Source organism: Paenibacillus thermotolerans, from assembly GCF_028745515.1.
GTDB classification, from domain to species: domain Bacteria; phylum Bacillota; class Bacilli; order Paenibacillales; family YIM-B00363; genus Paenibacillus_AE; species Paenibacillus_AE thermotolerans.
In genome coordinates this window covers 1-24,035 of the sequence record NZ_JAQZSG010000018.1, presented here as the reverse complement: position 1 = coordinate 24,035, position 24,035 = coordinate 1, and the positions used below count along the sequence as shown (strand labels likewise).

Here is a 24,035-nt window from a genome sequence, read left to right as displayed (position 1 = left end):
GAAAGGGGCTATTCACATGAGTAAAGTCAAAGTCGGCGTCATCGGCGTCGGATCGATTTCGGAAATGCATTTGCAATCCTACGTTAAAAATAACGATGCGGAGCTTGTCGCGGTTTGCGATTTGAACGAGGAGCGGGCGAAGCAGAAGGCTGAGCGCTTCGGCGCTTCCAAGGTATACACGGACTACCGCGAGCTGCTCGCGGATCCGGAAATTCAAGCCGTCAGCATCTGTACGTGGAACCATACGCATGCGGAAATCAGCATTGCCGCGTTGAAGGCCGGAAAACACGTGCTTAGCGAGAAGCCGCTGTGCACCACGGTGGAAGACGCATTAAAGGTGCAGCAGGCTGTTGAGGAAACAGGCAACATACTTCAGGTCGGCTTTGTCCGCCGCTATGACTCCAATGCAAGATTGCTTAAGGAATTTATTGACAAAGGCGAATTCGGGGAAATTTACTATGCCAAAGCTTCTTACTTGCGCCGATTGGGCAATCCCGGCGGCTGGTTCTCCGACATTACCCGCTCCGGCGGCGGCCCGCTGATTGATCTCGGCGTTCACGTCATCGATATTTGCTGGTACCTCATGGGCCGGCCGAAGGTCGTTTCCGTATCGGGCAACACATACCGTAAACTGGGCAACCGCGCAAACGTGAGAAATCTTTCGTTCTATCAAGCGGCGGATTACGATCCGTCCCAAAACACCGTTGAGGATATGGCCAACGCACTAATCCGCTTCGAGAACGGCGCATCGCTTGCGGTTGACGCCAGCTTTACCCTTCATGCGAAGAAGGATGAGGGTTCGGTGAAGCTTTTCGGGGATAAGGGCGGCTTCGAGCTCGATCCGGAAATTGTAATGGTGTTGGAGAAGAACGATACGATTCTTAACGTCACTCCGCAGACGGACCATAAATCGTTCGAATTCAACAGCGCGTTCCAGAATGAAATCAACCATTTCATCGAATGCGTTAAAACCGGGAACAAGCCGATCAGCCCGGTTGAGGACGGCGTGGAGATCATGAAAATTCTTTGCGGCGTGTACGAATCCGCGAGAACCGGCAAAGAAGTCCGTTACGACGTATAGAAGTGTAATATTCCAAATGTAAAGCCTCCGCCCGCAAGGGCAGAGGCTTTTTGTCTACTTGCGTTTTTTGGCTGAGGACGGTGACTTCACCGTCCGCCCCGTAACGCGTTCCGTCACATTGTCGATGATTTCCGCTACGGCTCCGCTGATCATATCGGTCGACGCGATATCCTGTTGATTTACGGGCGTCGGAATTCCGGCGGTTTCAAATGCGGTTTGATCCTCTATTTCCTTGTTCATTCGCGCAGCTTACCTCCGATATATATTAAATTTGGTGTTCAACTATATAATTTCCAAATATTACTTTACTAATTATATGAAAATTAAGTAAAATTGAAGCGCGCCAATTATTCTATTTACATTATTTTCATTTTGTATAATTAAATATAAAGTCCTATGTAATCGAAGGGAATATGGTGAGGTGGACCTATTATGATACATGCCCGTTTTCTTGGAAGAACGCTGGGCAAAGATATTTTCAACGACAAAGGAATCATCATAGCCGCTAAAGGCAAAGTGTTGACGGCCTCCCATTTAAAAACGCTCGAACAGCATGGCATCCGGTTGAAGGCGACCGATCTTGAGGCGAACATGCTGTCGGAAAAAAACAACGAAACGTTGTACTCCCGGGCATCGGAGGAAATACGCGACATTTTCCAGACCATCAAGTCGCGCGGAAAAGTGCCGGTCGATTCGTTGGAAGAGACGATTTTGCCTGCCGTGTACGAAGCCTCCGAAACGCATGACCTATACGGGATGCTGTCGGGGCTGCAAGCAAAAGACGATTATACATACCGTCATAATATCGGCGTCGCCGTGTTGTCCACGATGCTGGGCAAATGGCTGGATCTTAATGAGACTGAGCTTTCCGAGCTGACGATGGCGGCTACGCTGCACGATATCGGCAAAATTAAAATTTCGGACCAGATTCTTAATAAGCCCGGAAAATATACGGATGCGGAATATGCGGAAATGAAAAGGCATGCGGCTTACGGGTACGACATTTTGAGAAATACGAAAGACTTGTCTCCCCGAATCGCGATCGTTGCCTATCAGCATCATGAACGGGAGGACGGGCGAGGATATCCGAACGGCATTAAAGGCACTGAGATCGATTATTTCAGTAAAATCGTATCCGTTGCCGACGTGTTTCACGCCATGACTTCCAATCGGATTTACCGAAAGGCGGTCCCTTTCTATAAAATTATTCAAGAGCTTATTGACGAGGGCTTCGGGAAGATGGACCCTGCCATCGTATCCGTTTTTGTACGAAGAATTATGGAGATGACGGTCGGCAACGAAGTAGAGTTGACCGACGGCCGCATAGGAAAAGTTATAATGGTGCATCCGAACGATCCGATTCGTCCGATTATCGAGGTGAACGGCGATTACATCGACCTGAGAAAAGAAACGCAGCTGACAATCGATTCGATTGCCGGATAAAGGACGCCCGAGGTAAACATTACCATTGATATTTTTTCGAATATCGATTGTCGGTATGTTAAAATTGTGAGATTACTAGCCGACAATTGAATTAGAAGGAATTACGAAAGGGCCGGTTGTCATGAACCGAGAAATGCTCTCCGCCTTGTTCTTAAATACTACGGATGATCTCATTTTTCTGCTAAAGGTGAATGAGGAGCTGTCGTTTATTTACGAATCGGCTAACCCAGCTTATTTTAAATTTACCGGATTTACCGAAGAGATTATCGGCCAGGCGGCGGAACGAGTATTGCCGGCGGGGGTAGTCGATTTCGTCATGGGGCGCTTTCGCGAAGCGATGGAACAAAGAAGCCGTATTAAATACGAAGAGGACGTAATTTTCTCAGGGATGCCGCTGATTGCGGAGACGACGCTGGTTCCCTTCTACGATCATAACGGTAAGCCCGAATATTTGCTCGGAGTTACTAGAAATATTACGGACAAGCGATCGGCGGAGCGGAAGCTCGAAGAGAGCCAACAGCGCTACCGTTCCTTGTTTTACAATAATCCCGATATCAGCTTTGCTTTAGACCTTGCGGGCACGATCGTTGAAATCAACGATGCGGTCGAACCGATATTAGGCTATAAGCCGGAGGAACTGCTCGTCAAATCGTTTCTCCCGTTGGTGCATCCGACAAAGCAAGGAAGAGCAAAGGATGTAATAAAGGAGCTGCTTCAAGGCAGCTCGTCCAGCTATGAACTGACGGTCATTCACAAGGACGGCCGCGAAGTGGATTTGCAAATTTCGGCTTCGCCGAGCATTGTGAACGGCAGCGTCATCGGCGTGATCGGTATTGCCGCAGACGTCACGGCACGGAAGAAGGCGTTTGTTCAGTTGGGAGAAAGCGAGCAGAGGTACCGCGCGCTCGTTCAGCAATCCCCGGACGCCATTGTGATCCATGACAACGGTTATATTATTTTTTGCAATGAAGCGGCCGCGCGTCTTGTCGGAGCGGAGCATCCGGATGAGCTGCTTGGAGTGCAGGTCATCCAATTCATACATCCCGATCTTAGGTATCGGATGATTAAAGCGATCGATCAGATTCAAAGAGGGGAAAAGACGTTCCCGACCTTCGAGACGAAGATCGTCCGCATCGACGGAAAGATCGTTGATGTAGAAGGGACGAATACGATAATTGAGTATAACGGAAAAATGATTTTACAGGGCGTACTGCGAGATATTACGAAACGGAAGCTGGAGGAGGAGCGGCTTCACAAGCTGTCGCAATTGGACGGCTTGACGAATATCGCCAACCGAAGATATTTCGATACGATTCTGGCAAAGGAACTGAACCGGGCGAAACGAAACAAAACGCCGATCTCCCTCATCTTGTTTGACATCGATTTCTTTAAGCCGTATAACGATTTTTACGGACACATCAAAGGCGACGATTGCCTGAAAAAAATCGCGATCTCCGCAAGCACGGCAATTAAGCGTCCGGGAGACGTCATTGCGCGGTACGGCGGGGAGGAATTCGTCGTGCTGCTTCCGGAAACCGATTGTCTCGGCGCGCGCCATGTGGCCGAGCGGCTCCGTCAAGAAACGGAGACGCTCGGAATTCCGCACACGAAGTCGCAGGTATCCGACAAAGTCACGATCAGCCTCGGGGTTGCTTCGATTATTCCGCCGCTGCATTACGAGACGCACGATCTGATTCACGCGGCGGATAGGGCGTTATATGCGGCAAAAAGAAAAGGAAAAAACCGGGTCGAAGTTTCTTTGGATTTATTTTAAACATTATAATGAGGACCGGCGCGCGTAACGATTGTGCGCCGTTTTTTTGCTGGGAGAGGTCTTCCGGATATGGATAAACGGGAAAAAATATTGCTTGTTGAAGACGATTTGGTGAACCGGAAAGTAATCAGCTTAATGCTGCTGGAGGAAGGATACGACGTCGATACGGCCAGCGACGGTTTCGAGGCGTTCAAGAAGCAATGCGCCGAGACGTATGCGTCGATCTTAATGGACATGCAGCTGCCGGGGATCGACGGGCTGCAGACGGTTCGGATGATTCGCGAATGGGAACGATCTGCGGGGAGAAGAACTCCGATCGCCGCGATGACCGCGTTTGCGTTCGGTGGCGTCCACGAGGATTTCGCCTTCGGCGATGTGGACGATTATATTGCGAAACCGATCGATGTGGATCAGCTCTATAGGATTGTAGGTAAGCTGTGCGGCAGAACATAGCCGCACAGCCTTATCGATACTTTATAATGTGGATAGCTGAATGATAAGGGGGAGCCGTATGTCCGTCCGAGCTTTTTTCACAACTATGGCGTTGGTTTTGCTAGTCGTCTCCGCATGGGGCGCGTCGCAGCCCGAAGCGCTCGCGCTCGGCGCATCCGAACAAAGCGGCGTGATCGCGGAGGTTGCGCTTGATAAAGCGATGTACCGTCCGGGAGAGCCTGTGAGAATCGAGGTCCGATTTGCAAACCGGTCCGGCGTAAACATTTGGAACGGTACGGTTACGGTTTCCTTTAAGCACCTGGACCGCGAGGCGGGTCCGCGCCAGACGTCGTACTATACGGTGAACGCAGGGGAAACGGCGGTCGTCTCCTTTGTTTGGAGTCCCCCATCGGACGATTACAGAGGGTACATGATCGAAGCGGAAGCAAGCGACCGGTTCGGGAACGTAACGGGCCGCATGAACACGGCGGCAGACGTGTCTTCAACGTGGACCAAGTTTCCAAGGTACGGCTTTCAGTCGGATTTCGCAAGCCGCGATAGCGTAAGCACCGTTAAGCGGCTGGAGCTGCTGAAAGCATTCCATATTAATGCGCTGCAATATTACGGTTCGGAAGGCGGGGAGGCGGATGCGCAAACCGTTGCCGACACGCTTCGCACGGCCAAGAGCTTCAATATGGCTAACTTGAGCTATAGCGCCATGAATTCCGCCGCTCGAGGATATGAGCAAGATGGCGGCATTGATCCCAGATGGGGATTGTATAAGAGAAGCAACGGTACGAATCAGCTAAGCGTTCAGGACAGCCGTACCGGTCAAACGCTGGCATTTTTTCATCCTGCCGACATCGGCTGGCAAACCTATAAGCTAGCCCGCGAGAGGCAGCTCCTCTCCGCGAGAGGCTTCGACGGCTGGCATGCCGATACGTTCGGAAATCCCGGCGCGGTATATACATATTCGGGGGAACAGGCGAATGTAAAGCAATCGTATGCGGATTTTGTGAACAGTGCGAAACGGGCAATGGGCGGCGCCGTCGTCATGAACAATTACGGCGGGTATGGACTTGAGGAAACCGCGGCCAGCCAAGCGGACCTGCTGTTCGTAGAGCTGTGGGAATCTTACGGTCAGAGCGGTTATCAGGACATTAAGGAGCTTGTGGACAGAGCGATGAAGGCTGCCAACGGGATGAAGCCGGTTGTGCTCGCAGGTTACATGAACTATAGGCATCAGCTTAAGTATACGGAGCAATCCCCCGGAGAGTTTAATTTGCACGGCGTGCTTAGAGCCGATGCCGCGATGTTTGCAAGCGGCGCCGCGCATTTTGAGCTTGGGGACGATTTACGGATGCTTCACAGCGAAATTGTGCCGAGGCGTTTCTTAACGATGAGCGACGAGCTGAAAAGCAAATTGAAAAGCTACTATGATTTTCTGGTAGCGTACGAGAATTTGCTGCGGGACGGTCAACAACATTCCGCGGGCAAAGTGGCGGTCGGCGGCGTCCCTTACAGCCCGGCCGCGGCTCCCGATACGGTGTGGACCTTTGCCAAAACGGGCTACGGCCGCGACATCATTCACTTCATCAATTTGCTTGGGGTAAGCTCGAAGAGCTGGCGCGACAGCAATGCGGATCAGCCGGCTCCTCAAATTAAAAGAAATATTCCGGTCAAATACTATTACGGCGCCGGTTCGATTCGATCGGTGCAGTTCGCTTCGCCGGATGTGGCGGGCGGCTCCAGCAAACCTCTCGCCTTCTCGGAGGGGACGGACAGTTCGGGCAAGTACGTAACCTTCACGATTCCCAGCTTGGAATACTGGGATATGGTATATATCGAGAAAGCCGATGAAACGGGGTTGTCGGTTGACAGGGCGGGAAAGCTCCTGTAACCTTAGTGAAAATAGAAGCTATGGGAGTATAGGACATGAGTTTCTCGATTGAGCACGTAAATCCTCTATCCATATCGCTGGAGCAGAGAAAGCTTTTAGCCAGCGCCGTGCGGGTGAAAATATTGCAAGCCGTAAGAGAAACGCCGCGGACGGTGAAGCAGCTTTCGGATTTTCTTGGCGAAACGCCCGGAAACGTTCATTACCATATCCAACGATTGGTAGAAGGAAAGCTTCTTGAGTTAGTAGAGACTAGAATCGTTAACGGAATCGCGGAAAAATATTATAAATCCCACGCAACGATCTTTAAAATTCCGGAGAGCTCCAGACCAGGCGTAGAGACTCAGTTAATGCTGTCGGCGGGCGATGTGGAGGAGTTGAAGCTGGAGCTTGCGCAGCTGCTGGAACGTTGGGAGCGGAAAACCGCGTTTAGGGAAAAATCCGACGATGTGACGGAAATGCTCGTGAATGTAGATTTTATAGCGATAAAAGAGAAAACGGAATAAAAAAGGCGCTTCGCTACCAGCAGCGAGGCGCTTTCCATATTAAACTACACCAAAGAAGGAAGATGAAAATGACAAACAAAGTGAGAATCGGTATCGTCGGTGCGGGCGGCATTTTTCAATGGGCGCATGTGGAGCCTTTAAAGAAGCATCCTGAGGTCGAGATCGTCGCGATTTGCGATATCGTGAAGGAAAAGGCGGAAGCGGCGTCCATACAACACAACATACCGCAGGTATACACCGATTACCGCGACATGCTTGCGAACGCGGAGATCGATATCGTTGATATTTGCACGCCGAATTTGTATCATTCGGAAATCGCCATCGCGGCGCTTGAAGCGGGAAAACACGTTTTCTGCGAGAAGCCTGACGCGGTAAACCCGAAAGAAGCGTTCAAGATGAAGGCTGCAGCGGAGAAGAGCGGCAAAGTTTTGATGGTGATGAGAAACAACCGGTTCCGTCCGGCGTCGGGCTTCATTAAGCAGTTTTTGGACCAGGGCAAAGCGGGTGAAATTTATGCCGGCCGCTGCGGCTGGCAGCGCCGTCGAGGCATCCCGGGCAAGGGCGGTTGGTTTACGACGAAGGCGCTCTCCGGCGGCGGTCCGCTGATCGATTTGGGCGTTCATTTCATCGACCTGGCGATGTGGTTTATGGGCAATCCGAAGCCGGTTTCCGTTGTAGGCTCGACCTACACGAAGTTTGCCGAATCGGACGCCGCAGACTCGGAGCATAGCAAATTCGGTGAGAAGAGCGACGGCGGAACATTCGACGTCGAAGATTTGGCGATGGGCTTTATCCGCTTCGATAACGGCGCTTGCTTGCAAATCGAATTCAGCTGGGCGTCGAATATTGAAGAGGAATGCAATTTCGTCGAGCTGCGCGGCACGAAGGCCGGCCTTACGTTCCGGAACGGCGACCTGAAAATTTTCGGCGAAGAGGGCGGGGTTCTCACCGATCTGAAGCCGCATCTCGGGTCCGACACCGGCGGTCACGGTGAAAATTTGCACCACTTCATCGACGTCGTTCAAGGACGCGCAAAGCCGATCTTTACGATCGACCAGGGCGTACACATGATTCAAATTTTGTCGGCAATATACGAATCGGCTCGGACCGGTTCCGAGGTGAAGCTGTAAGAGGCGGATTACGTCATGTTATGGCAGGCATGTCATAAACTTTTCATATAGGCCAAAAAAGAGGTGTTAATGAATGACGGTATCCAAGCTGTTGGTAGGCACATACGCGCAGGCCGATCAACCAGGAATCGTACTCATGTCGCTGGAGAGCAGCAACGGCGAAATGAAGGCCGTTTCCTCCGTATCCGGCATCGATAACCCGTCCTTTCTTACTTACGACCCGGAGCGGAGTATCGTTTATTCCGTCAGCGAAACGGAGGACGGTCAAGTATACGCATATAAGCTGGATCGGGAAACCGGTGAATTCTCCTTTTTGAACAAACGTACTACCGACGGTGCGTACCCTTGTCATATCCTTCAATCCGGGGACATTCTCATCGTTGCGAACTATGGGGGAGGCAGCATTTCCGTTTACCCGATTATGGAGGACGGCACCGTCGGCGAAATGTCCGACCATCACCGGTACTCCGGAACAGGAGCTAGGCCGGATCGTCAGGAAGCGCCTCATGCACATTCGGTATTCTCCGACCGCCGCGGGCGTTATTTCTACGTTTCGGACTTAGGGCTGGATACCATTCATATTTACGAAATCGATCGAACGACCAACAAGCTGCTGCCGGCCGGCGAATGCCGCCTGACGCCGGGTGCGGGTCCGCGTCATATGGCGTTCCATTCGGTTGAGCCTTTCGCGTTTTGTATCAACGAGCTGGATTCCAGCATCAGTGCTTTTCGAGTGGATGAAGAGACAGGGGCGCTCGCTTCGGTCGGTACCGTGTCGACGCTGCCGGACGGCTTCGCGGGAGCAAATACGTGCGCCGACATCCATATCTCTCCCTGCGGACAGTTTCTTTACGGCTCCAACAGGGGGCATGACAGCGTTGCGATCTACCGGATCGATCTCGAAACGGGCAGCTTAACCCCGGCAGGGCACGAATCCGTGCGCGGCCGCAGTCCCCGCAACTTTGTCATATCGTCGGACGGACAATTCCTCCTTGCCGCCAATCAGGACTCCGGAAACATTGCCGTGTTCCGAGTAACCGGGGATACCGGCCGCTTGGAATCGGTTGAAGAAAACCGCAGCGTCGCCAAACCGGTATGCCTGAAGTTTATGTAGATCAAAGCCGCAGCCTGCTGCGGCTTTTTTCATCTTTGTTGCAACCACTCTGAATCTTTGAAGCATTGTATCTTTGCACATCTTAACCATCTCTCGATCTCTTGATCTTTTGATCTTTTGATCTTTTGATCTTTTGATCTTTTGATCTTTTGATCTTTTGATCTTTTGATCTTTTGATCTTTTGATCTTTTGATCTTTTGATCTTTCGATCTTTTGTTCTTTTGATCTTTTGATCTCTTGATTCCTCGATCTCTGTGATCTCTTGACCTTTTTGATCTCATTTTTTTTGTCCAAAGTGTCCCCCTCAGGGGTCTTCCCACAACACTCTTTTGAACACTCTCCCCTTGACTCAGCAAGAAGCTGTCGCACCAACCCAAAGAAAGCTAACCCAAAGAAAGCAAACCTAAAGAAAGCCGCCCCAAAGAAAGCCACCCAAAGAAAACTAACCCAAAGAAAACTAACCCAAAGTAAACTAACCCAAAGAAAGTCTACCCCTGAAAGTCAACCTAAAGAAAGTCAACCTAAAGAAAGTCAACCCAAAAAAGCTACATAAAAAAAGCCAACCCAAAAAAGCTACATAAAGAAAGCCTTCAAATAACATATTGGCATAAATCGTCCTCGTCCTGAACTTTTGAACGCTATCCCATTCAATCAGCTGTGGATTAAACAAATACGCCCTGTTTACCAACAGACTAAGTAAAATTTGCATAGGAAAGCAGTCCAGCAAATAATGCAAGAGGATGAGCTGACAGAATTAATGAAGTATGTCAGAAGGGGTAACCACTTTCGAAGAAAAATGGCATAGGCAAAAAGAGTTCGAAGTTTGAATTCGATTCTCTACGCTCGTGCAAAACAAACGGCTGCGAGAGTGTCAATGGCGGATTCGTGGCGGAACATACGGTTCATGCGAAAACAAAACTCGTCCAAATAAGCTTGCAAATATTTCGGTCCGATTCCGTGAAATGTTCTGTTTATCCATTTCCTGGCTTCATGAATAAGCTGCGGGAGCAGGGGGACCTCGGGCATTTGGAACTTTTTCAGAAACACAAAATCCATAGAGAGGGGATCAACATGCTTATCATTGAATTCATTTTCACCTGATCGGTACATAAGCTTTCCATCCATGTGCTGCATTGAAAGAAGCTTAATTTTTACGAATTCCGGACCGCCGAAACCATCGAAAGAGGCACCGACGATTAATGGATGCTCCTGTTGATGCTTAATGTAAGGCTGATGCAAATAATCGCGCCCATAAAAAGCTAAACCGGCCCGAACCGTTCCGTATAAAAGCTCTTTTATGTCCACCTGCGAGATGGCGGAGCGAATTTTATGAAGGATCGACCACGCTGTTTTATAAGTCACTTGAATGGCTTCGGCAAGACGTACTGCATTAATGCTTGCGCGCTGCGATAAAAAATGTAGAGCTTTCGCCCACTTCAACAATGCCGTACGACTTCCTTCCATAATCGTTCCCGCCGTTAAGGAGGTTTGATGGCGGCATGACCGGCACTGAAACAAAGGCAGCCTTCTTGAGGTGATCATATAATAGCTCTTGTGCCCGCAATGCGGACAAGCGAACCCGTTCGGCCATTTCATCTTCATGAAGTATGTAATACAACCTTTCTCCGATGTCACCAGCTGCAAATCGGAAAATGAGTCTTCTCTCATAAAGCACCTCCAGAATACTTCCAATAATTTCATTATATAGAACGTTTGTTTGTATTTCAATTCATTTATACAAAGGTTGAATATTTTTTTGCTTTAGCTGATTTAGCTGACTAATTGGGATAGTGGTCAAAAGGAGGATAGGGGGTATACCGCGGCCCGGACATGATGTTGTTTCTACTATACTTCTAATGTATCGAGGGTTTGCTCCAGTATTGGGGATAGTGGTTAAAAGGATAAAAGGGTGCCAATCTGCGGAACCTATTGCAATGAAATGTAGGCTTAAGAGGCGGCTTAAGCGGCAAGAGTTAGGAAACGGACAACGGGGCACCAGCGCAGGCTGAGCGAACGGAAGAGTGTTCAAAAGAAGCTGCATGAGAGACAGTCGATCGGGCGGTCGAACAGAAAGTGCGAAATCGGAGCCTGGGGTATTTGCCATACATAGTAGAAGGTTTTGTTCAAAGTGGTGAAATCAATAGGTATAATGATTCGTTATGCTATGCATTTTATTTTGTTATTGCGAAAATCCGCCAAAGTTTAGACCAAAATAGAAAAAACTAATGTATAATGACATTAACATAGATAATGGTGAGGGGGCGGAGAGATGACAGGAACGAGAGCGGATTGGAGCTGGAAGAAAGCTTTGTCTCTCTTTCTTGCCTTTTGCAGGATCGGGCCGGTCACATTCGGCGGGGGCTTTGCCATGATTCCGCTCATTGAAAAAGAAATCGTAGGTCGAAGGAAATGGCTCGCTTCCGAGGAGGTTACCGATGTGTTTGCAGTAGCGCAGTCGATTCCCGGCGCGGTAGCGATCAATGCGGCGACGATTATCGGTTACAGGCGGGCCGGTGTGGTCGGTGCGATTGCCGCTTTGCTCGGCGTATTGCTTCCCACTTTCTTAATCGTGCTTTTCCTTTCGATGATTGTTCTGCACGTGCAGCAAAATCCGATGATCGAAGCCGCCTTCAAGGGAATTGACGCGGCCATCGTTGCCATCATTCTTTACGCAGGCATGAAAACGGGCAAAACGGCGGTGCAGGATAAGATGACTTTGGCGGTTGTCATTGCTACGGTATTGGCGCTCTTTTTCACAAATGTCCATCCCGTATTCATTATATTGTTCGGATTTTTTCTAGGCATGGTTATGGTTTCGGTACGCGGCTGGTTGGGCTTAAAAACTTCGCTTGTCGAACAGCCCCCTGAGGAGAACGAATGGGGCTATATGAATGGCGACGGTATATAAGGGGGGAGCCGCATGCTTTGGGATTTATTCGTCACGTTTCTTATGATCGGGGCGGTTTCGTTCGGCGGAGGTTACTCCATGATTCCGGTCATCGAACAGGAAGTGGTGTACAACCACGCTTGGATGACTCATGACGCGTTTGCCGACAGCGTCGCCGTGGCCGGCATGTCTCCCGGACCGGTTGCCACGAATACGGCGATCTTTATCGGATATAAAACAGCGGGGGTGCCTGGGGCGATCGTGTCAGCCCTTGGGACGATTTTGCCTTCCTTCTTGTTGATTATTGCCGCAGCCGCATTGTTTTACAAGTTTCAAAAGAGCGGAATGATGCAGCGCGCTTTTTACGGCTTGCGTCCGGTTATTGCAGGGCTCATTATTTATGCGGCGTTCTCGTTTGCAGAGGTGAATCGAATCGTTCCCGCCGGCTTCTCCGGGGTAACGGTTGAAACGCTGCTGATGCTTCTGATCTTCGGAATTTCGCTATACGGTTTGATTCGCTACCAACTGCATCCTCTAGTAGTAATCTTGCTTTCCGCGGCAACTGGAATCGTTTTCTTCGGTGCCTAAAAGTCGTATACTAAGGTGAAACGAAAGGTCACCATTCATGGGAAAGAGGGAATCATTTTGAGCATCCGATATGTTTCGAACGATCGAATATTTCATCTGCAAACCTCAGATACAAGCTATCTTTTCCGAATTCATCCCAAAGGTTATATCCAGCATCTTTATTGGGGCCGGTCGATTCCCGATGAAGATGCTTTACATATGAGCTGGCTTGTGCAGCGCGCTTCCTTCAGCCCGAATCCGGATCCGAACGACCTCGCGCTATCGCTGGACACGCTCCCTCAAGAATATCCCGGCTACGGAACTTCGGATCTGAGAGGACCCGCTTACGAGATGATGATGGAGAACGGCTCCTCTGCCTCCGAGTTGAAGTATGTAGAGCATACGATCGCTAAAGGGAAGCCGAAGCTTAAAGGCCTGCCCGCTACATATACGGAAAGCGACGAAGAGGCGGACACGCTGGAAGTGGTGCTTGAAGATGCGGTAAGCGGATTGCAGGTCCGGCTAAGCTACACCGTGTTTCACGAGTTGAACGCGATTGCGCGGTCGGTCCGATTTGAAAATCGGAGCGGGGCGTCTTTGCGGCTGAATCGGGCGTTAAGCATGAGCGTCGATTTCGACCGGTCGTCCTTCCGGATGCTGCATTTGCACGGGGCTTGGGCAAGAGAGCGGCATATCGCCGTCCGCGAGCTGGCGCCCGGAACGCAGTCGATCGAAAGCCGGCGAGGCTCGTCCTCCCACCAGCACAATCCGTTCATCGCGTTGCTCGGCAAGGACGCCTCCGAGGATTACGGCGACGTTTACGGCTTTAGTCTTGTTTACAGCGGCAGCTTCCTGGCGTCGGTCGAGGTCGATCAATTCCATACGACCCGTGTGGCGCTGGGCATTAATCCGTTTGATTTCAGCTGGCTGCTGGAGCCCGGGGAGTCATTCCAGACGCCGGAAGCGGTGCTTGTCTATTCCTCGTCGGGCCTGGGCCAAATGTCAAGAACGTACCATGATCTGTACCGCTCGAGATTGTGCAGAGGCGTATTCCGCGACCGCGAGCGTCCGATTCTCGCGAACAACTGGGAAGCGACTTATTTTAATTTTAACGCGGATAAAATTACGGCGATTGCGGAAGCCGGGAAACAGCTCGGCATCGAGCTGTTCGTGCTGGACGACGGCTGGTTCGGCAAACGCGACAGCGATAACTGCTCGCTCGGCGACTGGTTTGTCGACCGTAATAAGCTGCCGAACGGACTAAAGTCGCTTGCGGAGTCGATCGAGGGCATGGATATGAAGTTCGGGCTATGGTTTGAACCGGAGATGGTATCGCCGGACAGCGAGCTGTACCGGAAACACCCGGATTGGTGTCTGCACGTTCCCGGACGCCGAAGAAGCGAAGCGCGGAACCAGCTCATTCTTGATTATTCGCGCGAGGATGTAAGGGAGTATATAGTGAACGTCATATCCGACGTTCTCGGCAATGCGCCGATCTCTTATGTGAAATGGGATATGAACCGCAATATGTCGGAGATCGGTTCGGCTCAGCTCCCCCCGGAGCGCCAGCGGGAAACGGCGCATCGTTATATGCTGGGGTTGTATGAGGTGCTGGAAGGGATTACGTCGCGTTTTCCGAATATTTTGTTTGAAAGCTGCTCGGGCGGCGGCGGCCGATTCGATCCGGGCATGCTCTACTATATGCCGCAGACTTGGACGTCGGACAACTCCGATGCCGTCAGCCGGCTGAAGATCCAATTCGGCACGAGCATCGTGTACCCGACAAGCACGATGGGCGCACACGTATCGGCCGTTCCGAATCATCAGGTCGGGCGCAGCGAGCCGTTAAGCATGCGCGCGCATGTCGCATATACGGGCGCATTCGGATACGAGCTCGATTTGTCGAAGATGTCCGAGGAGGACAAGGCGGCAACGAAAGAGCATATCGCATTTTACAAAACGATCCGCAAGCTCGTACAGTTCGGCGATTTTTATCGGATATTGAGTCCGTTCGAAGGCGACGAGACGGCGTGGGCGGTCGTTTCGAAGGATAAGAACGAAGCGTTCGCCGCGTACTTCCAAACGAGGAACGAAGCGAACGCGCCGCTGGAGCGGCTGAAGCTGAAGGGGCTCGATCCCGATAAGAAATATCGGATCGAAGGAACGGACACGTCAGTAAGCGGCGGTTTTCTGATGAATGTCGGCTTAAAGAAGCCGGGAGCTTGGGGAGATTATTTTAGCGCCGTATTTTATTTAAAGGCGGAATAAATGTAAATGCATGCCGCTTCCGTTTGTGAACGGGGGCGGCATGCTTTTTTTAGCCTTTGATGCGCTGCAGAAAGCCGGAAACGGCTAAAGACGCGGAGCCGAGCGCGGTGGAGTCGGTCCCGAGCGCCGCAAATTCGATGCGGACCTCCTTGCTATGAAAGCGGAGGCTGCGTCGCTGTACGGCTTGCAGCAGGGCGGGCTTGATCCACTTTCCGGCCAGCGAGAGCCGGTTTCCGACGACCACCATTTCCGGATTGAAGCCGTTCATGACGTTAGCGATGCCGGTGCCTAAATAATAACCGACTGTTTCGAACCGGCGGATGGCGATTTCGTTGCCGCACTCGGCGGCTTCCATCAGCGATTCCAAGGTGGCAGCATGCCCTATGGCATCTTTCGCCTCCCGCAGCAGCGCATTTTCCGACGCGTACATTTCCCAGCAGCCCGTATTTCCGCAGCTGCAGAGGAGGCCGTTGTCGGCTTGAATCGTCATGTGGCCCAGCTCGCCGGAATATCCGAAAGCGCCGCGGTAAATGCCGCCGTGCATAATGATGCCCGAGCCGATCCCGATTCCCGCACTGATATAAACCAGATTGGGAACGTCGGTGCCGATTCCGTATTTTTGCTCGCCTACGGCACCGGCGTTCGCTTCGTTCTCGACGGACACCTCCGTTTGAAAATCGGACTGAAGCTTTTCCTTTAAGGAAACATCTCTCCATCCGAGGTTCGGGGCGGAAAGGATCGTTCCCGATTCATCCACGATACCCGGCACGCCGACGCCGATGCCGACGATTCCGTACGGGCTCGGCGGAGCCGCGGCAGAAACCGAACGGATCGCTTGCCTCAAGCTTTCGTATACGGAATCCGCGTCGCGTGCTTCGAGCGCGAGCCTTACCCTCTTTATGACGTTTCCCGTCAGGTCGGTCAATACGGCCGCGACATAATTGACGCCTAAGTCCACTCCGACGGAATATCCGCCTTTATTGTTAAATAGCAGCATGACGGGCTTTCGCCCGCCGCTCGATTGTCCGAGTCCGGTCTCGATTACGAGCTGCTCCTCGATCCATTCGTTGACGAGCGTGGAAACGGACGCTTTATTTAATCCGATTTTGGCGGAAATGTCCGCTCTGGAGAGCGGGGCGCCGGATACGATGCAGTCCAGCACGTGACCTTTATTCATTTTTTTGATTAATGATTGGTCTCCGGTAATCTTCATAGGTTCCCTCGTAATTCGTATAGATAAAGAAGATGATACGTATCATATCATAGGTGTGAAAGAAAATGAAACTTAGTTTGTTTTATAGACAAACTAAGTTCGCTTTTGATACACTACAGGCAGATCCAAACTATTATCTTTCTTTTATAAGGGAGGAGGCAGCGAAATGAGTTATTTTGCAGGAATTGAGAACATTCGCTATGAAGGCAAGGAATCGGACAATCCGCTCGCGTTTAAACACTACAACCCGGATGAAGTAGTGCTTGGAAAGCGGATGGAGGATTATTTGCGCTTCGCCGTCGCTTACTGGCATACGTTCACAGGCGAAGGCTCCGACCCGTTCGGCGTCGGTACGGCGATTCGTCCGTGGGGCGGCGCTTCAGGCGTTGACCTGGCGAAAAAGAGAGTCGAAGCTTCCTTCGAATTTTACGAGAAGCTCGGCGTTCCGTACTTCTGCTTCCATGACCGCGATATTGCTCCTGAGGGCGCGACGCTGCGCGAAACGAACCGCATCCTGGACGAAATCGTGTCCTTGATGAAGGATTATATGAAAACAAGCAAAGTAAAATTGCTTTGGAATACGGCCAATATGTTTACGAACCCGCGCTTTGTGCACGGTGCGGCTACGACGAACAACGCCGACGTATTCGCATACGCGGCGGCACAAGTAAAGAAGGGCCTTGAAGTGGGCAAGGAGCTCGGCTCGGAAAACTACGTGTTCTGGGGCGGCCGCGAAGGCTACGAGACGCTGCTGAACACGGATATGAAGCTTGAGCTCGACAACTTGGCCCGTTTCTTCAACATGGCGGTCGATTATGCTAAGGAAATCGGCTATACCGGCCAGTTCTTGATCGAGCCGAAGCCGAAGGAGCCGACGAAGCATCAATACGACTTCGACGCGGCGACAACGATTTCGTTCTTGCGGACCTATGGCTTGCAGGACCACTTCAAGCTCAATCTTGAAGCGAACCACGCAACGCTCGCCGGCCATACGTTCGAGCACGAGCTTCGCGTAGCGCGCATTCAAGGCATGCTCGGCTCGATCGACGCGAACCAAGGCGACCTGCTGCTCGGCTGGGATACCGATGAATTCCCGACCGATTTGTACGCGGTTACGCTCGCGATGTATGAAATCGTCGAGAACGGCGGCTTGGGCTCCGGCGGCGTCAACTTCGACGCGAAGGTGAGAAGAACGTCGTTCGAAGCCGAAGACTTGTTCTATGCTCATATCGCAGGAATGGATACGTTCGCTCGCGGCCTTAAGACAGTCGCCAAGCTGAAAGAAGACGGCTTCTTCGATAAAATCATCGACGAGCGCTATGCCAGCTTCAATTCCGGCATCGGTGCGGACATCGTCAGCGGAAAAGCGGATTTCCGTTCGCTCGAAGCTTATATTCTGGACAAAGGCGAAATTACGAACCGTTCCGGCCGTCTTGAGCTGATCAAGGCGAAATTGAACGAGTATTTGTTCTAATAAAGCTCTGGAGAAACCGGTATCCTTGGGAGGGATAAGGTGAAATACGTTGCAGGAATCGACCTTGGAACGAGCGCCGTAAAGGTGCTTCTGGTAGATGCGGAGGGCCGCATTCGCGGCGAGGCGTCCCGATCCTATCCGCTCTATCATGAGCGGTCAGGGTACAGCGAGCAGGACCCCGACGATTGGGTTCGCGAAACGAAGGCCGCTTTGGCGGAAGCCGTCAAAACGGCCGGAGCGGCGCCGGAGCAAATCGAAGGCATCAGTTTCTCCGGCCAAATGCACGGCTTGGTGCTGCTGGACGAAGCGCATCGCCCGATCCGCAGAGCCATACTTTGGAACGATACGCGGACGACGGAGCAGTGCCGATTCATTGAAGCGGCGCTGGGCGACGAGCTGCTCGATATCACCCGCAACGTGGCGCTGGAGGGCTTCACGCTGCCGAAGCTGCTATGGGTGAAGCAGTATGAGCCGGAGCTTTACGCTCAAGCGAAGGTGTTCCTGCTTCCGAAGGATTACGTTCGCTTCCGGCTCACCGGCACCGTCTTCATGGATGTGTCCGACGCTGCAGGAACGCTGCTGCTCGACGTTCGGGAGAAGCGGTGGAGCGAGACGGTGTGCGGCAAGCTCGGCGTCGACATCGGGCTTTGTCCGCCGATCGCCGAGGCGCAGCAGCTTGTCGGAACGCTGCTTCCGGACGTTGCCGCCGAAATCGGGCTCAGCCCCGAGACGAAGGTGTTCGCCGGCGGAGCGGACAACGCGTGCGGCGCGGTAGGCGCCGGCATCCTGTCCTCCGGAGCGGCCATGTGCTCGATCGGCACCTCCGGCGTCATCCTGGCGTATGAAGACGATAAAAACCGCGACTTCGCGGGCAAGGTGCACTTCTTCAACCATGCGAAGCAGGACGCGTTCTATGCGATGGGCGTAACGTTATCCGCGGGCCACAGCTTGAGCTGGTTCCGCGAAACGTTCGCACCGGGCAAGTCGTTCGGCGAGCTGCTCGAAGGCATCTCTGCGATACCTGCCGGCTCGGGCGGGCTGCTGTACACCCCCTACATCGTAGGGGAGCGGACGCCGCACGCGGACTCGATTATCCGCGGCAGCTTTATCGGGATGGACGCTTCGCATACCGTGAGCCATTTTGCCCGGGCGGTGATGGAAGGCATCACGTTCTCCCTGAACGAATCGATCGAGCTGTTCCGCGCGGCGGGCAAGCAGATCGACCGGATCGTATCGATCGGCGGCGGCGCAAAAAATCCGGATTGGCTGCAAATGCAAGCCGACATCTTCGGGGCCGAAGTCGTTTCGATGAACAACGAGCAAGGGCCGGGGATGGGCGCCGCAATGCTCGCCGCCGCCGGCTGCGGCTGGTTTGCGTCGCTGCAGGAGTGCGCGGACGCGTTCCTCTCGTACGGCTCAACCTACGCGCCGAATCCGGCCAACGTTCAAACGTACCGAGAAGTATACGAAATATACAAAGAGGTATACTCTCAAACCAAAGGTCTCAACGAAAAGCTTCAGCCATATAGACAGTGAGGAAGAAAGAGCTCCGAAATTCGGGGCTCTTTCTTTGTTCTCTGTTCCCGCGCATGATCTTTGAAAAGTTAACCATTCTAATCAAAGCGGCATTTTTGATGAAAAGGGGAATGGTTATGGGATCAAAAAGGGAACATATCGAACCGCTGTACGCTTATGACGAATGGGCTGTGGTGGAGGAGCGTTTTGACGAGGAAACGAATGTGGAGGACGAAACGATTTTCGCCCTGGGCAACGGCTATATCGGGATGCGCGGCAACTATGAGGAGGGCTTTCACGGCGCAAAGGGCCGCTCGGTGAAAGGCACTTATATTAATGCGTTCTATGAAACGGAGCCGATTCGATATCCGGAGGACGCTTACGGGTACGCCCGCACCGGCCAGACGATGATCAACGTGACCGACGCGAAGCCGATGGTTTGTACGGTGGACGGCGAGCCGGTCCATTTGTCCAACTGCAATATTTTAGGGTACAAAAGGACGCTCGATCTTCGGAATGGCGTGCTCAAACGGGAAATGCAGCTGGAGACGAAGAAGGGCAAAGTGCTGAAGTTTACGATCGAGCGGCTCGTAAGCCTCGAGCGGAAGCATGTAGCGGCGATTCGTTATGAGGTGACGCCGGTCAACTTCAGCGGTTCGCTCGACATCGAATCGTCGATCGACGGGGCGGTGCGCAACCAGGTGTCGGAGGGGGATCCGCGCGTCGGCGCGGGTTTCGCGGGGCAAGTGCTGCAGACGAAGGAGCTGCAAAGCGGCGGGACGTACGGCGCGATTCGGCAGCAGACGAAAAATTCGGGATTTACGATTGTGTGCGCCATGGACCATGAAATCGCGCACGGCCCGGATGCCGAGCTGACGATTGCCAATGAGCGGTCATCCGAAGGCATTTCCGTCCGCGTGTCGGTGACGGCGGCGGAAGGGCAGAGCGTTACCGTTTACAAATATATCGCTTATCATACGTCGAAGGAAAGTCCGGAAACGGCCGATACGGCGAAGCTGCTGCAGGAGGCGGAGGACAGCGTAGTCAAAGCGAAGGAGGACGGCTTCGAAACGCTGCTGAACGAGCAGGCCAAGTTTCTTGAGCAGTACTGGCGGCATAGCGACGTCGAGATTCACGGCGACATTGCGCTGCAGCAAAGCATCCGCTACAACGCGTTCCAGCTGCTGCAATCGGTCGGCCGCGACGGACGGAGCAACATTGCGGCGAAGGGGCTGACCGGCGAAGGGTACGAGGGGCACTATTTCTGGGATACGGAAACGTATATTTTCCCGTTCTTTCTGTACACGCATCCGGAAATCGGGAAGCCGCTCCTCGAGTACCGCTACAGTATTTTGGACAAAGCGAGAGAGCGGGCCCGGATCATGTCGCAGAAGGGTGCCTTGTACGCTTGGCGGACGATCAACGGCGAGGAAACGTCCGCCTATTACCCGGCGGGCACGGCGCAGTACCATATTAACGCGGACGTCATTTATGCTTTGAAAAAATATATGGCCGCGACAAACGATATGGAGTTTTTCTTGAGCAAAGGCGCGGAGATGCTGTTCGAAACGGCGCGCTTATGGGCCGACCTCGGGGATAACATCCCGGCGAAGGGCGGACGGTTTTGCATTAACGACGTCACCGGCCCGGACGAGTACACGGCGATCGTTAATAATAACGCCTTTACAAACTTGATGGCGAAGGATCATCTGGAGTTTGCGGCGAAGATGGCGAGGAGGATGCAGGCGGAGCACCGGGACGCCTATGCGAAGCTTGCGTCGAAGATCGGCTTGGACGATGCGGAAATCGACGAATGGCAGCGCGCGGCCGACTTGATGTACGTTCCCGAGTCGCCTGAGCTCGGCATCGTTCCGCAGGACGATTCGTTCCTGGAGAAGGCGGTGTGGGACTTCGCGAACACGCCGAAGGACAAATATCCGCTGCTGCTTCACTATCACCCGCTCGTCATTTACCGGCATCAGGTGTTGAAGCAGGCGGACGTCGTGCTGGCGACGTTCTTGCAGTCGCACCGCTTCACGCTGGCGGAGAAGAAGCGTAACTACGATTTTTACGAGCCGCTGACGACGCACGATTCCTCGCTTTCTCCTTGCATTTACAGCATTATAGCGGCGGAAATCGGCTATAAGGATCGAGCTTACAACTACTTTATGCAGACGGCCCGGATGGACCTCGACGACATCAACGGCAACGTGAAGGACGGCGTGCATACGGCGGCTATGGCGGGAGCGTGGCTGTCGATCGTCTGCGGCTTCGGCGGCATGCGGGAGCTGGACGGGACGCTGCACTTCCGCCCGACGATCCCGGAGCAGTGGGAGAAGTACCGCTTCAAGGTAACGTTCGGCGGCTGCCTGATTGCCGTGGATGTGACGAAGCGGGAAGCGGTATATATGCTGGAGGAGGGCAGCGGCATTACGATCGTTCACGAGCACGAGGAGCTGAGTCTGTCGTCCGGCTCGGCGGTGCGCGTATCGCTCGAGCCGAAGCTGGAGGCGGTCATTTTCGATTTGGACGGCGTTATCGTGGATACCGCGGAATATCATTATTTGGGCTGGAAAAAGCTCGCGGACGAGCTCGGCGTTCCGTTCGACAAGCGGATTAACGAGCGGCTGAAAGGCGTCGACCGAATGAAGTCGCTGAACATCGTGCTGGAAAAAAGCGAGCGGACGTACACGGAAGACGAGAAGCGGACTATGGCGGACAAAAAGAACCGCTACTACGTGGAATCGATCGGGGCGATTTCGCCGTCCGACATCCTCCCGGGCATTGAAGCGTTCCTAAGAGAGCTGAAGTTGCGCGGCATCAAGACGGCTCTTGCGTCTGCGAGCAAAAATGCGAAGCCCGTCATCGAGCGGCTGGGCATCGAGCCGTATTTGGACGTCGTCGTCGACGTGGCGAAAATCGCCAAAGGCAAGCCCGACCCGGAAATTTTCATGACGGCGGCGGAGCAGTTGAAGGTGCCGCTGCGCAATTGCGCCGGCGTGGAGGATGCGGAGGCCGGCATAGAGGCGATTAAGGCGGCCGGCATGTTCGCGGTCGGCGTAGGGTCGCCGGAGGCGATGCATAAGGCCGATTGGCGGGTAGACGGCACGGACAACCTTACGCTGGACGCGCTGCTGGAGCGGTTCCGGGCCCGTTGACAAGGGACAGGGCCATTGCCCCGACTCCGGTCGTTTGGGACGACCTTCCGTTTTGACGTATAATAGAGATTGGAAGTTATCGATCGAAAGGACGGAGGGTGTCAGATGAAAAATTTCGTATTTCGAAACCCTACAAAAATATTGTTCGGCAAAGGAACGGTGGAGCAGCTCGGCGAGCACGTCAAAGCGTACGGCCGCACCGTGCTGCTTGTATACGGCGGCGGAAGCATTAAGCGGACCGGGCTTTACGATGCCGTAATGAACCAGCTGTCGTCGATCGGCGCGAACGTCGTCGAGCTGCCGGGCATCGAACCGAATCCGCGGGTCAGCTCGGTGCGGCGCGGCATTCAGCTTTGCCGCGACAACGGCGTCGACTTTATTCTTGCGGTCGGAGGAGGGAGCGTCATCGACGCCTCCAAGGCGATTGCCGCCGGCGTGCCGTATGAAGGAGACGTGTGGGACTTCCTGGACCGGCAGGCGCAAATCCGGCAGGCGCTGCCGCTCGGCACGGTGCTGACGATTGCCGCTACGGGCTCGGAAATGAACGGCAGCGCGGTCATTACCGACTGGGAGCGCAACCTGAAGAAATCGTTCGGCAGCATCTACGTTTACCCGCAGTTTTCCATTCTCGATCCGGTGAACACGTTCACGGTGCCGCGCGACCAAACGGTAAACGGCATCGTCGACATGATGTCGCACGTGTTCGAGCAATACTTCAGCCAAACGCCGGACACGCCGCTGCAGGAAAGGTTTTGCGAATCGATATTGCAGACGGTCATCGAGAACGGCGAGCAGGCGCTCGAGCACCCCGACCATTACGATGCGCGCGCCAATTTGATGTGGTGCGGCACGATGGCGCTGAACGGCGGGATGATTTCCGTCGGCATGCAGAACGACTGGGCGACGCACGCCATCGAGCATGAAATCAGCGCCATTTACGATATTCCGCACGGCGCCGGGTTGTCGATCGTCTTCCCGAACTGGATGAAGTACGTATACAAGGAGCGGGTCGACCGATTCGTCCAATACGCCGTGCGCGTGTGGGGCATCGATCCCGCAGGGAAGACCGATGAAGAGGTTGCCTTGGCCGGAATCGAGGCGACGCGAGGCTACTTCGCGCGGATCGGGGCGCCGAGCTCGCTGAGCTTCTACGGCATCGGCAAGGACAATATCGACCGCATGGCCGATGAAGCGGTTCGCTTCGGTCCGATCGGCTCATTCAAGAAGCTGGAGAAAGAGGATGTCAATAACATTCTGACCATGTGCTTGTAGGGCGGGGCACGGAGGGTGCGGTATTTTAGCGAAACTACGAGTTGCTATTGAGCTTCGATGTGGGCTTGCACGAAAATTAGCAACACTGTGAGTCGCTATTCGTTGAAAAACGATCTTCAAACAGGCGATTCCGACCGGATAGTAACACCGAGTGTTGCTATTTTCCGAAGTAGGCTCAAAAAACGCCGAATAACAACTTGTAGTGTTGCTAAATCCGTAACCACGAGAAAACGCCAGCCGAAAGGCTGGCGTTTTATGCGTTATGTACGCCCAGCATGGGCGTCATCTCTAGGGTGAAAGTCCC

General features: G+C 53.1%; 18 protein-coding genes and 1 pseudogene. 15 read left to right on the top strand and 4 right to left on the bottom strand.

Features of this window, described 5'->3' with window-relative positions; genetic code table 11:
- Window positions 1–16: 16 nt before the first annotated feature.
- The gene (locus PT964_RS15415; RefSeq protein ID WP_274364255.1) at window positions 17–1,081 is read left to right on the top strand and encodes a Gfo/Idh/MocA family protein; all 1,065 of its coding nucleotides are present in this window, start codon (window positions 17–19) and stop codon (window positions 1,079–1,081) included.
- 54 nt (window positions 1,082–1,135) lie between these two features.
- Here the strand turns inward: PT964_RS15415 and PT964_RS15410 are convergent, their stop codons facing one another.
- Window positions 1,136–1,321, bottom strand: a complete 186-nt coding sequence (locus tag PT964_RS15410) for a hypothetical protein (RefSeq protein ID WP_274364254.1) — start codon at window positions 1,319–1,321, stop codon at window positions 1,136–1,138.
- A 192-nt stretch (window positions 1,322–1,513) separates the two neighbouring features.
- On the opposite strand from PT964_RS15410, the gene PT964_RS15405 reads away from it, so the two are divergent.
- The 7 genes from PT964_RS15405 (at window position 1,514) to PT964_RS15375 (ending at window position 9,377) form a co-directional block, all read left to right on the top strand.
- Complete coding sequence (locus tag PT964_RS15405; protein ID WP_274364253.1) at window positions 1,514–2,524, top strand: HD-GYP domain-containing protein; 1,011 nt, start codon at window positions 1,514–1,516, stop codon at window positions 2,522–2,524.
- 121 nt (window positions 2,525–2,645) lie between these two features.
- Window positions 2,646–4,298 (top strand): PAS domain S-box protein, encoded by a 1,653-nt coding sequence (locus PT964_RS15400; RefSeq protein ID WP_274364252.1) that lies wholly within the window; start codon window positions 2,646–2,648, stop codon window positions 4,296–4,298.
- Window positions 4,299–4,367: 69 nt separating this feature from the next.
- Window positions 4,368–4,751, top strand: coding sequence for a response regulator (locus PT964_RS15395; RefSeq protein WP_274364251.1), 384 nt, complete (start codon window positions 4,368–4,370; stop codon window positions 4,749–4,751).
- A gap of 58 nt (window positions 4,752–4,809) precedes the next feature.
- Entirely contained in the window at window positions 4,810–6,630 is a 1,821-nt protein-coding gene (locus PT964_RS15390) for a glycoside hydrolase family 66 protein (RefSeq protein WP_274364250.1), read from the top strand.
- A 35-nt stretch (window positions 6,631–6,665) separates the two neighbouring features.
- The gene (locus PT964_RS15385; protein WP_274364249.1) at window positions 6,666–7,133 is read left to right on the top strand and encodes an ArsR/SmtB family transcription factor; all 468 of its coding nucleotides are present in this window, start codon (window positions 6,666–6,668) and stop codon (window positions 7,131–7,133) included.
- Window positions 7,134–7,201: 68 nt separating this feature from the next.
- Window positions 7,202–8,263 carry a Gfo/Idh/MocA family protein gene (locus tag PT964_RS15380; RefSeq protein ID WP_274364248.1) on the top strand — a complete coding sequence of 354 codons (1,062 nt, stop codon included), beginning with the start codon at window positions 7,202–7,204 and terminating at the stop codon, window positions 8,261–8,263.
- Between the two features lie 73 nt (window positions 8,264–8,336).
- A complete protein-coding gene (locus PT964_RS15375) occupies window positions 8,337–9,377 on the top strand; it encodes a lactonase family protein (protein ID WP_274364247.1) in 1,041 nt (346 codons plus the stop codon).
- A gap of 837 nt (window positions 9,378–10,214) precedes the next feature.
- Here PT964_RS15375 and PT964_RS15370 read toward each other — a convergent pair.
- Together PT964_RS15370 and PT964_RS26565 are read right to left on the bottom strand one after the other, a co-directional pair.
- Window positions 10,215–10,841 carry a transposase gene (locus tag PT964_RS15370; RefSeq protein WP_274364246.1) on the bottom strand — a complete coding sequence of 209 codons (627 nt, stop codon included), beginning with the start codon at window positions 10,839–10,841 and terminating at the stop codon, window positions 10,215–10,217.
- Window positions 10,842–10,877: 36 nt separating this feature from the next.
- A pseudogene (locus PT964_RS26565) lies at window positions 10,878–11,045 on the bottom strand (transposase); the annotation flags it as partial.
- A 601-nt stretch (window positions 11,046–11,646) separates the two neighbouring features.
- Here PT964_RS26565 and PT964_RS15365 point away from each other — a divergent pair.
- Genes PT964_RS15365 through PT964_RS15355 form a run of 3 tightly spaced genes read left to right on the top strand, consistent with a single transcriptional unit; the run spans window position 11,647 to window position 15,099 of the window.
- The gene (locus tag PT964_RS15365) at window positions 11,647–12,285 is read left to right on the top strand and encodes a chromate transporter (RefSeq protein ID WP_274364245.1); all 639 of its coding nucleotides are present in this window, start codon (window positions 11,647–11,649) and stop codon (window positions 12,283–12,285) included.
- 12 nt (window positions 12,286–12,297) lie between these two features.
- Complete coding sequence (locus PT964_RS15360) at window positions 12,298–12,852, top strand: chromate transporter (RefSeq protein WP_274364244.1); 555 nt, start codon at window positions 12,298–12,300, stop codon at window positions 12,850–12,852.
- 57 nt (window positions 12,853–12,909) lie between these two features.
- A complete protein-coding gene (locus tag PT964_RS15355; protein WP_274364243.1) occupies window positions 12,910–15,099 on the top strand; it encodes an alpha-galactosidase in 2,190 nt (729 codons plus the stop codon).
- Between the two features lie 49 nt (window positions 15,100–15,148).
- Here the strand turns inward: PT964_RS15355 and PT964_RS15350 are convergent, their stop codons facing one another.
- Window positions 15,149–16,312, bottom strand: coding sequence for an ROK family protein (locus PT964_RS15350; RefSeq protein WP_274364242.1), 1,164 nt, complete (start codon window positions 16,310–16,312; stop codon window positions 15,149–15,151).
- A 166-nt stretch (window positions 16,313–16,478) separates the two neighbouring features.
- Between PT964_RS15350 and xylA the strand changes: the two genes are divergently transcribed.
- The 4 genes from xylA (at window position 16,479) to PT964_RS15330 (ending at window position 23,731) form a co-directional block, all read left to right on the top strand.
- On the top strand, window positions 16,479–17,786 hold the full coding sequence (gene xylA, locus PT964_RS15345; RefSeq protein ID WP_274364241.1) for a xylose isomerase: 1,308 nt from the start codon (window positions 16,479–16,481) through the stop codon (window positions 17,784–17,786).
- Between the two features lie 39 nt (window positions 17,787–17,825).
- Complete coding sequence (gene xylB, locus PT964_RS15340; RefSeq protein ID WP_274364240.1) at window positions 17,826–19,322, top strand: xylulokinase; 1,497 nt, start codon at window positions 17,826–17,828, stop codon at window positions 19,320–19,322.
- A gap of 116 nt (window positions 19,323–19,438) precedes the next feature.
- Window positions 19,439–22,459 (top strand): beta-phosphoglucomutase, encoded by a 3,021-nt coding sequence (gene pgmB, locus PT964_RS15335; RefSeq protein WP_274364239.1) that lies wholly within the window; start codon window positions 19,439–19,441, stop codon window positions 22,457–22,459.
- Window positions 22,460–22,564: 105 nt separating this feature from the next.
- Window positions 22,565–23,731: an iron-containing alcohol dehydrogenase gene (locus tag PT964_RS15330; RefSeq protein ID WP_274364238.1), complete on the top strand. Its 1,167-nt coding sequence runs from the start codon at window positions 22,565–22,567 to the stop codon at window positions 23,729–23,731.
- The last annotated feature ends 304 nt before the right edge of the window (window positions 23,732–24,035 follow it).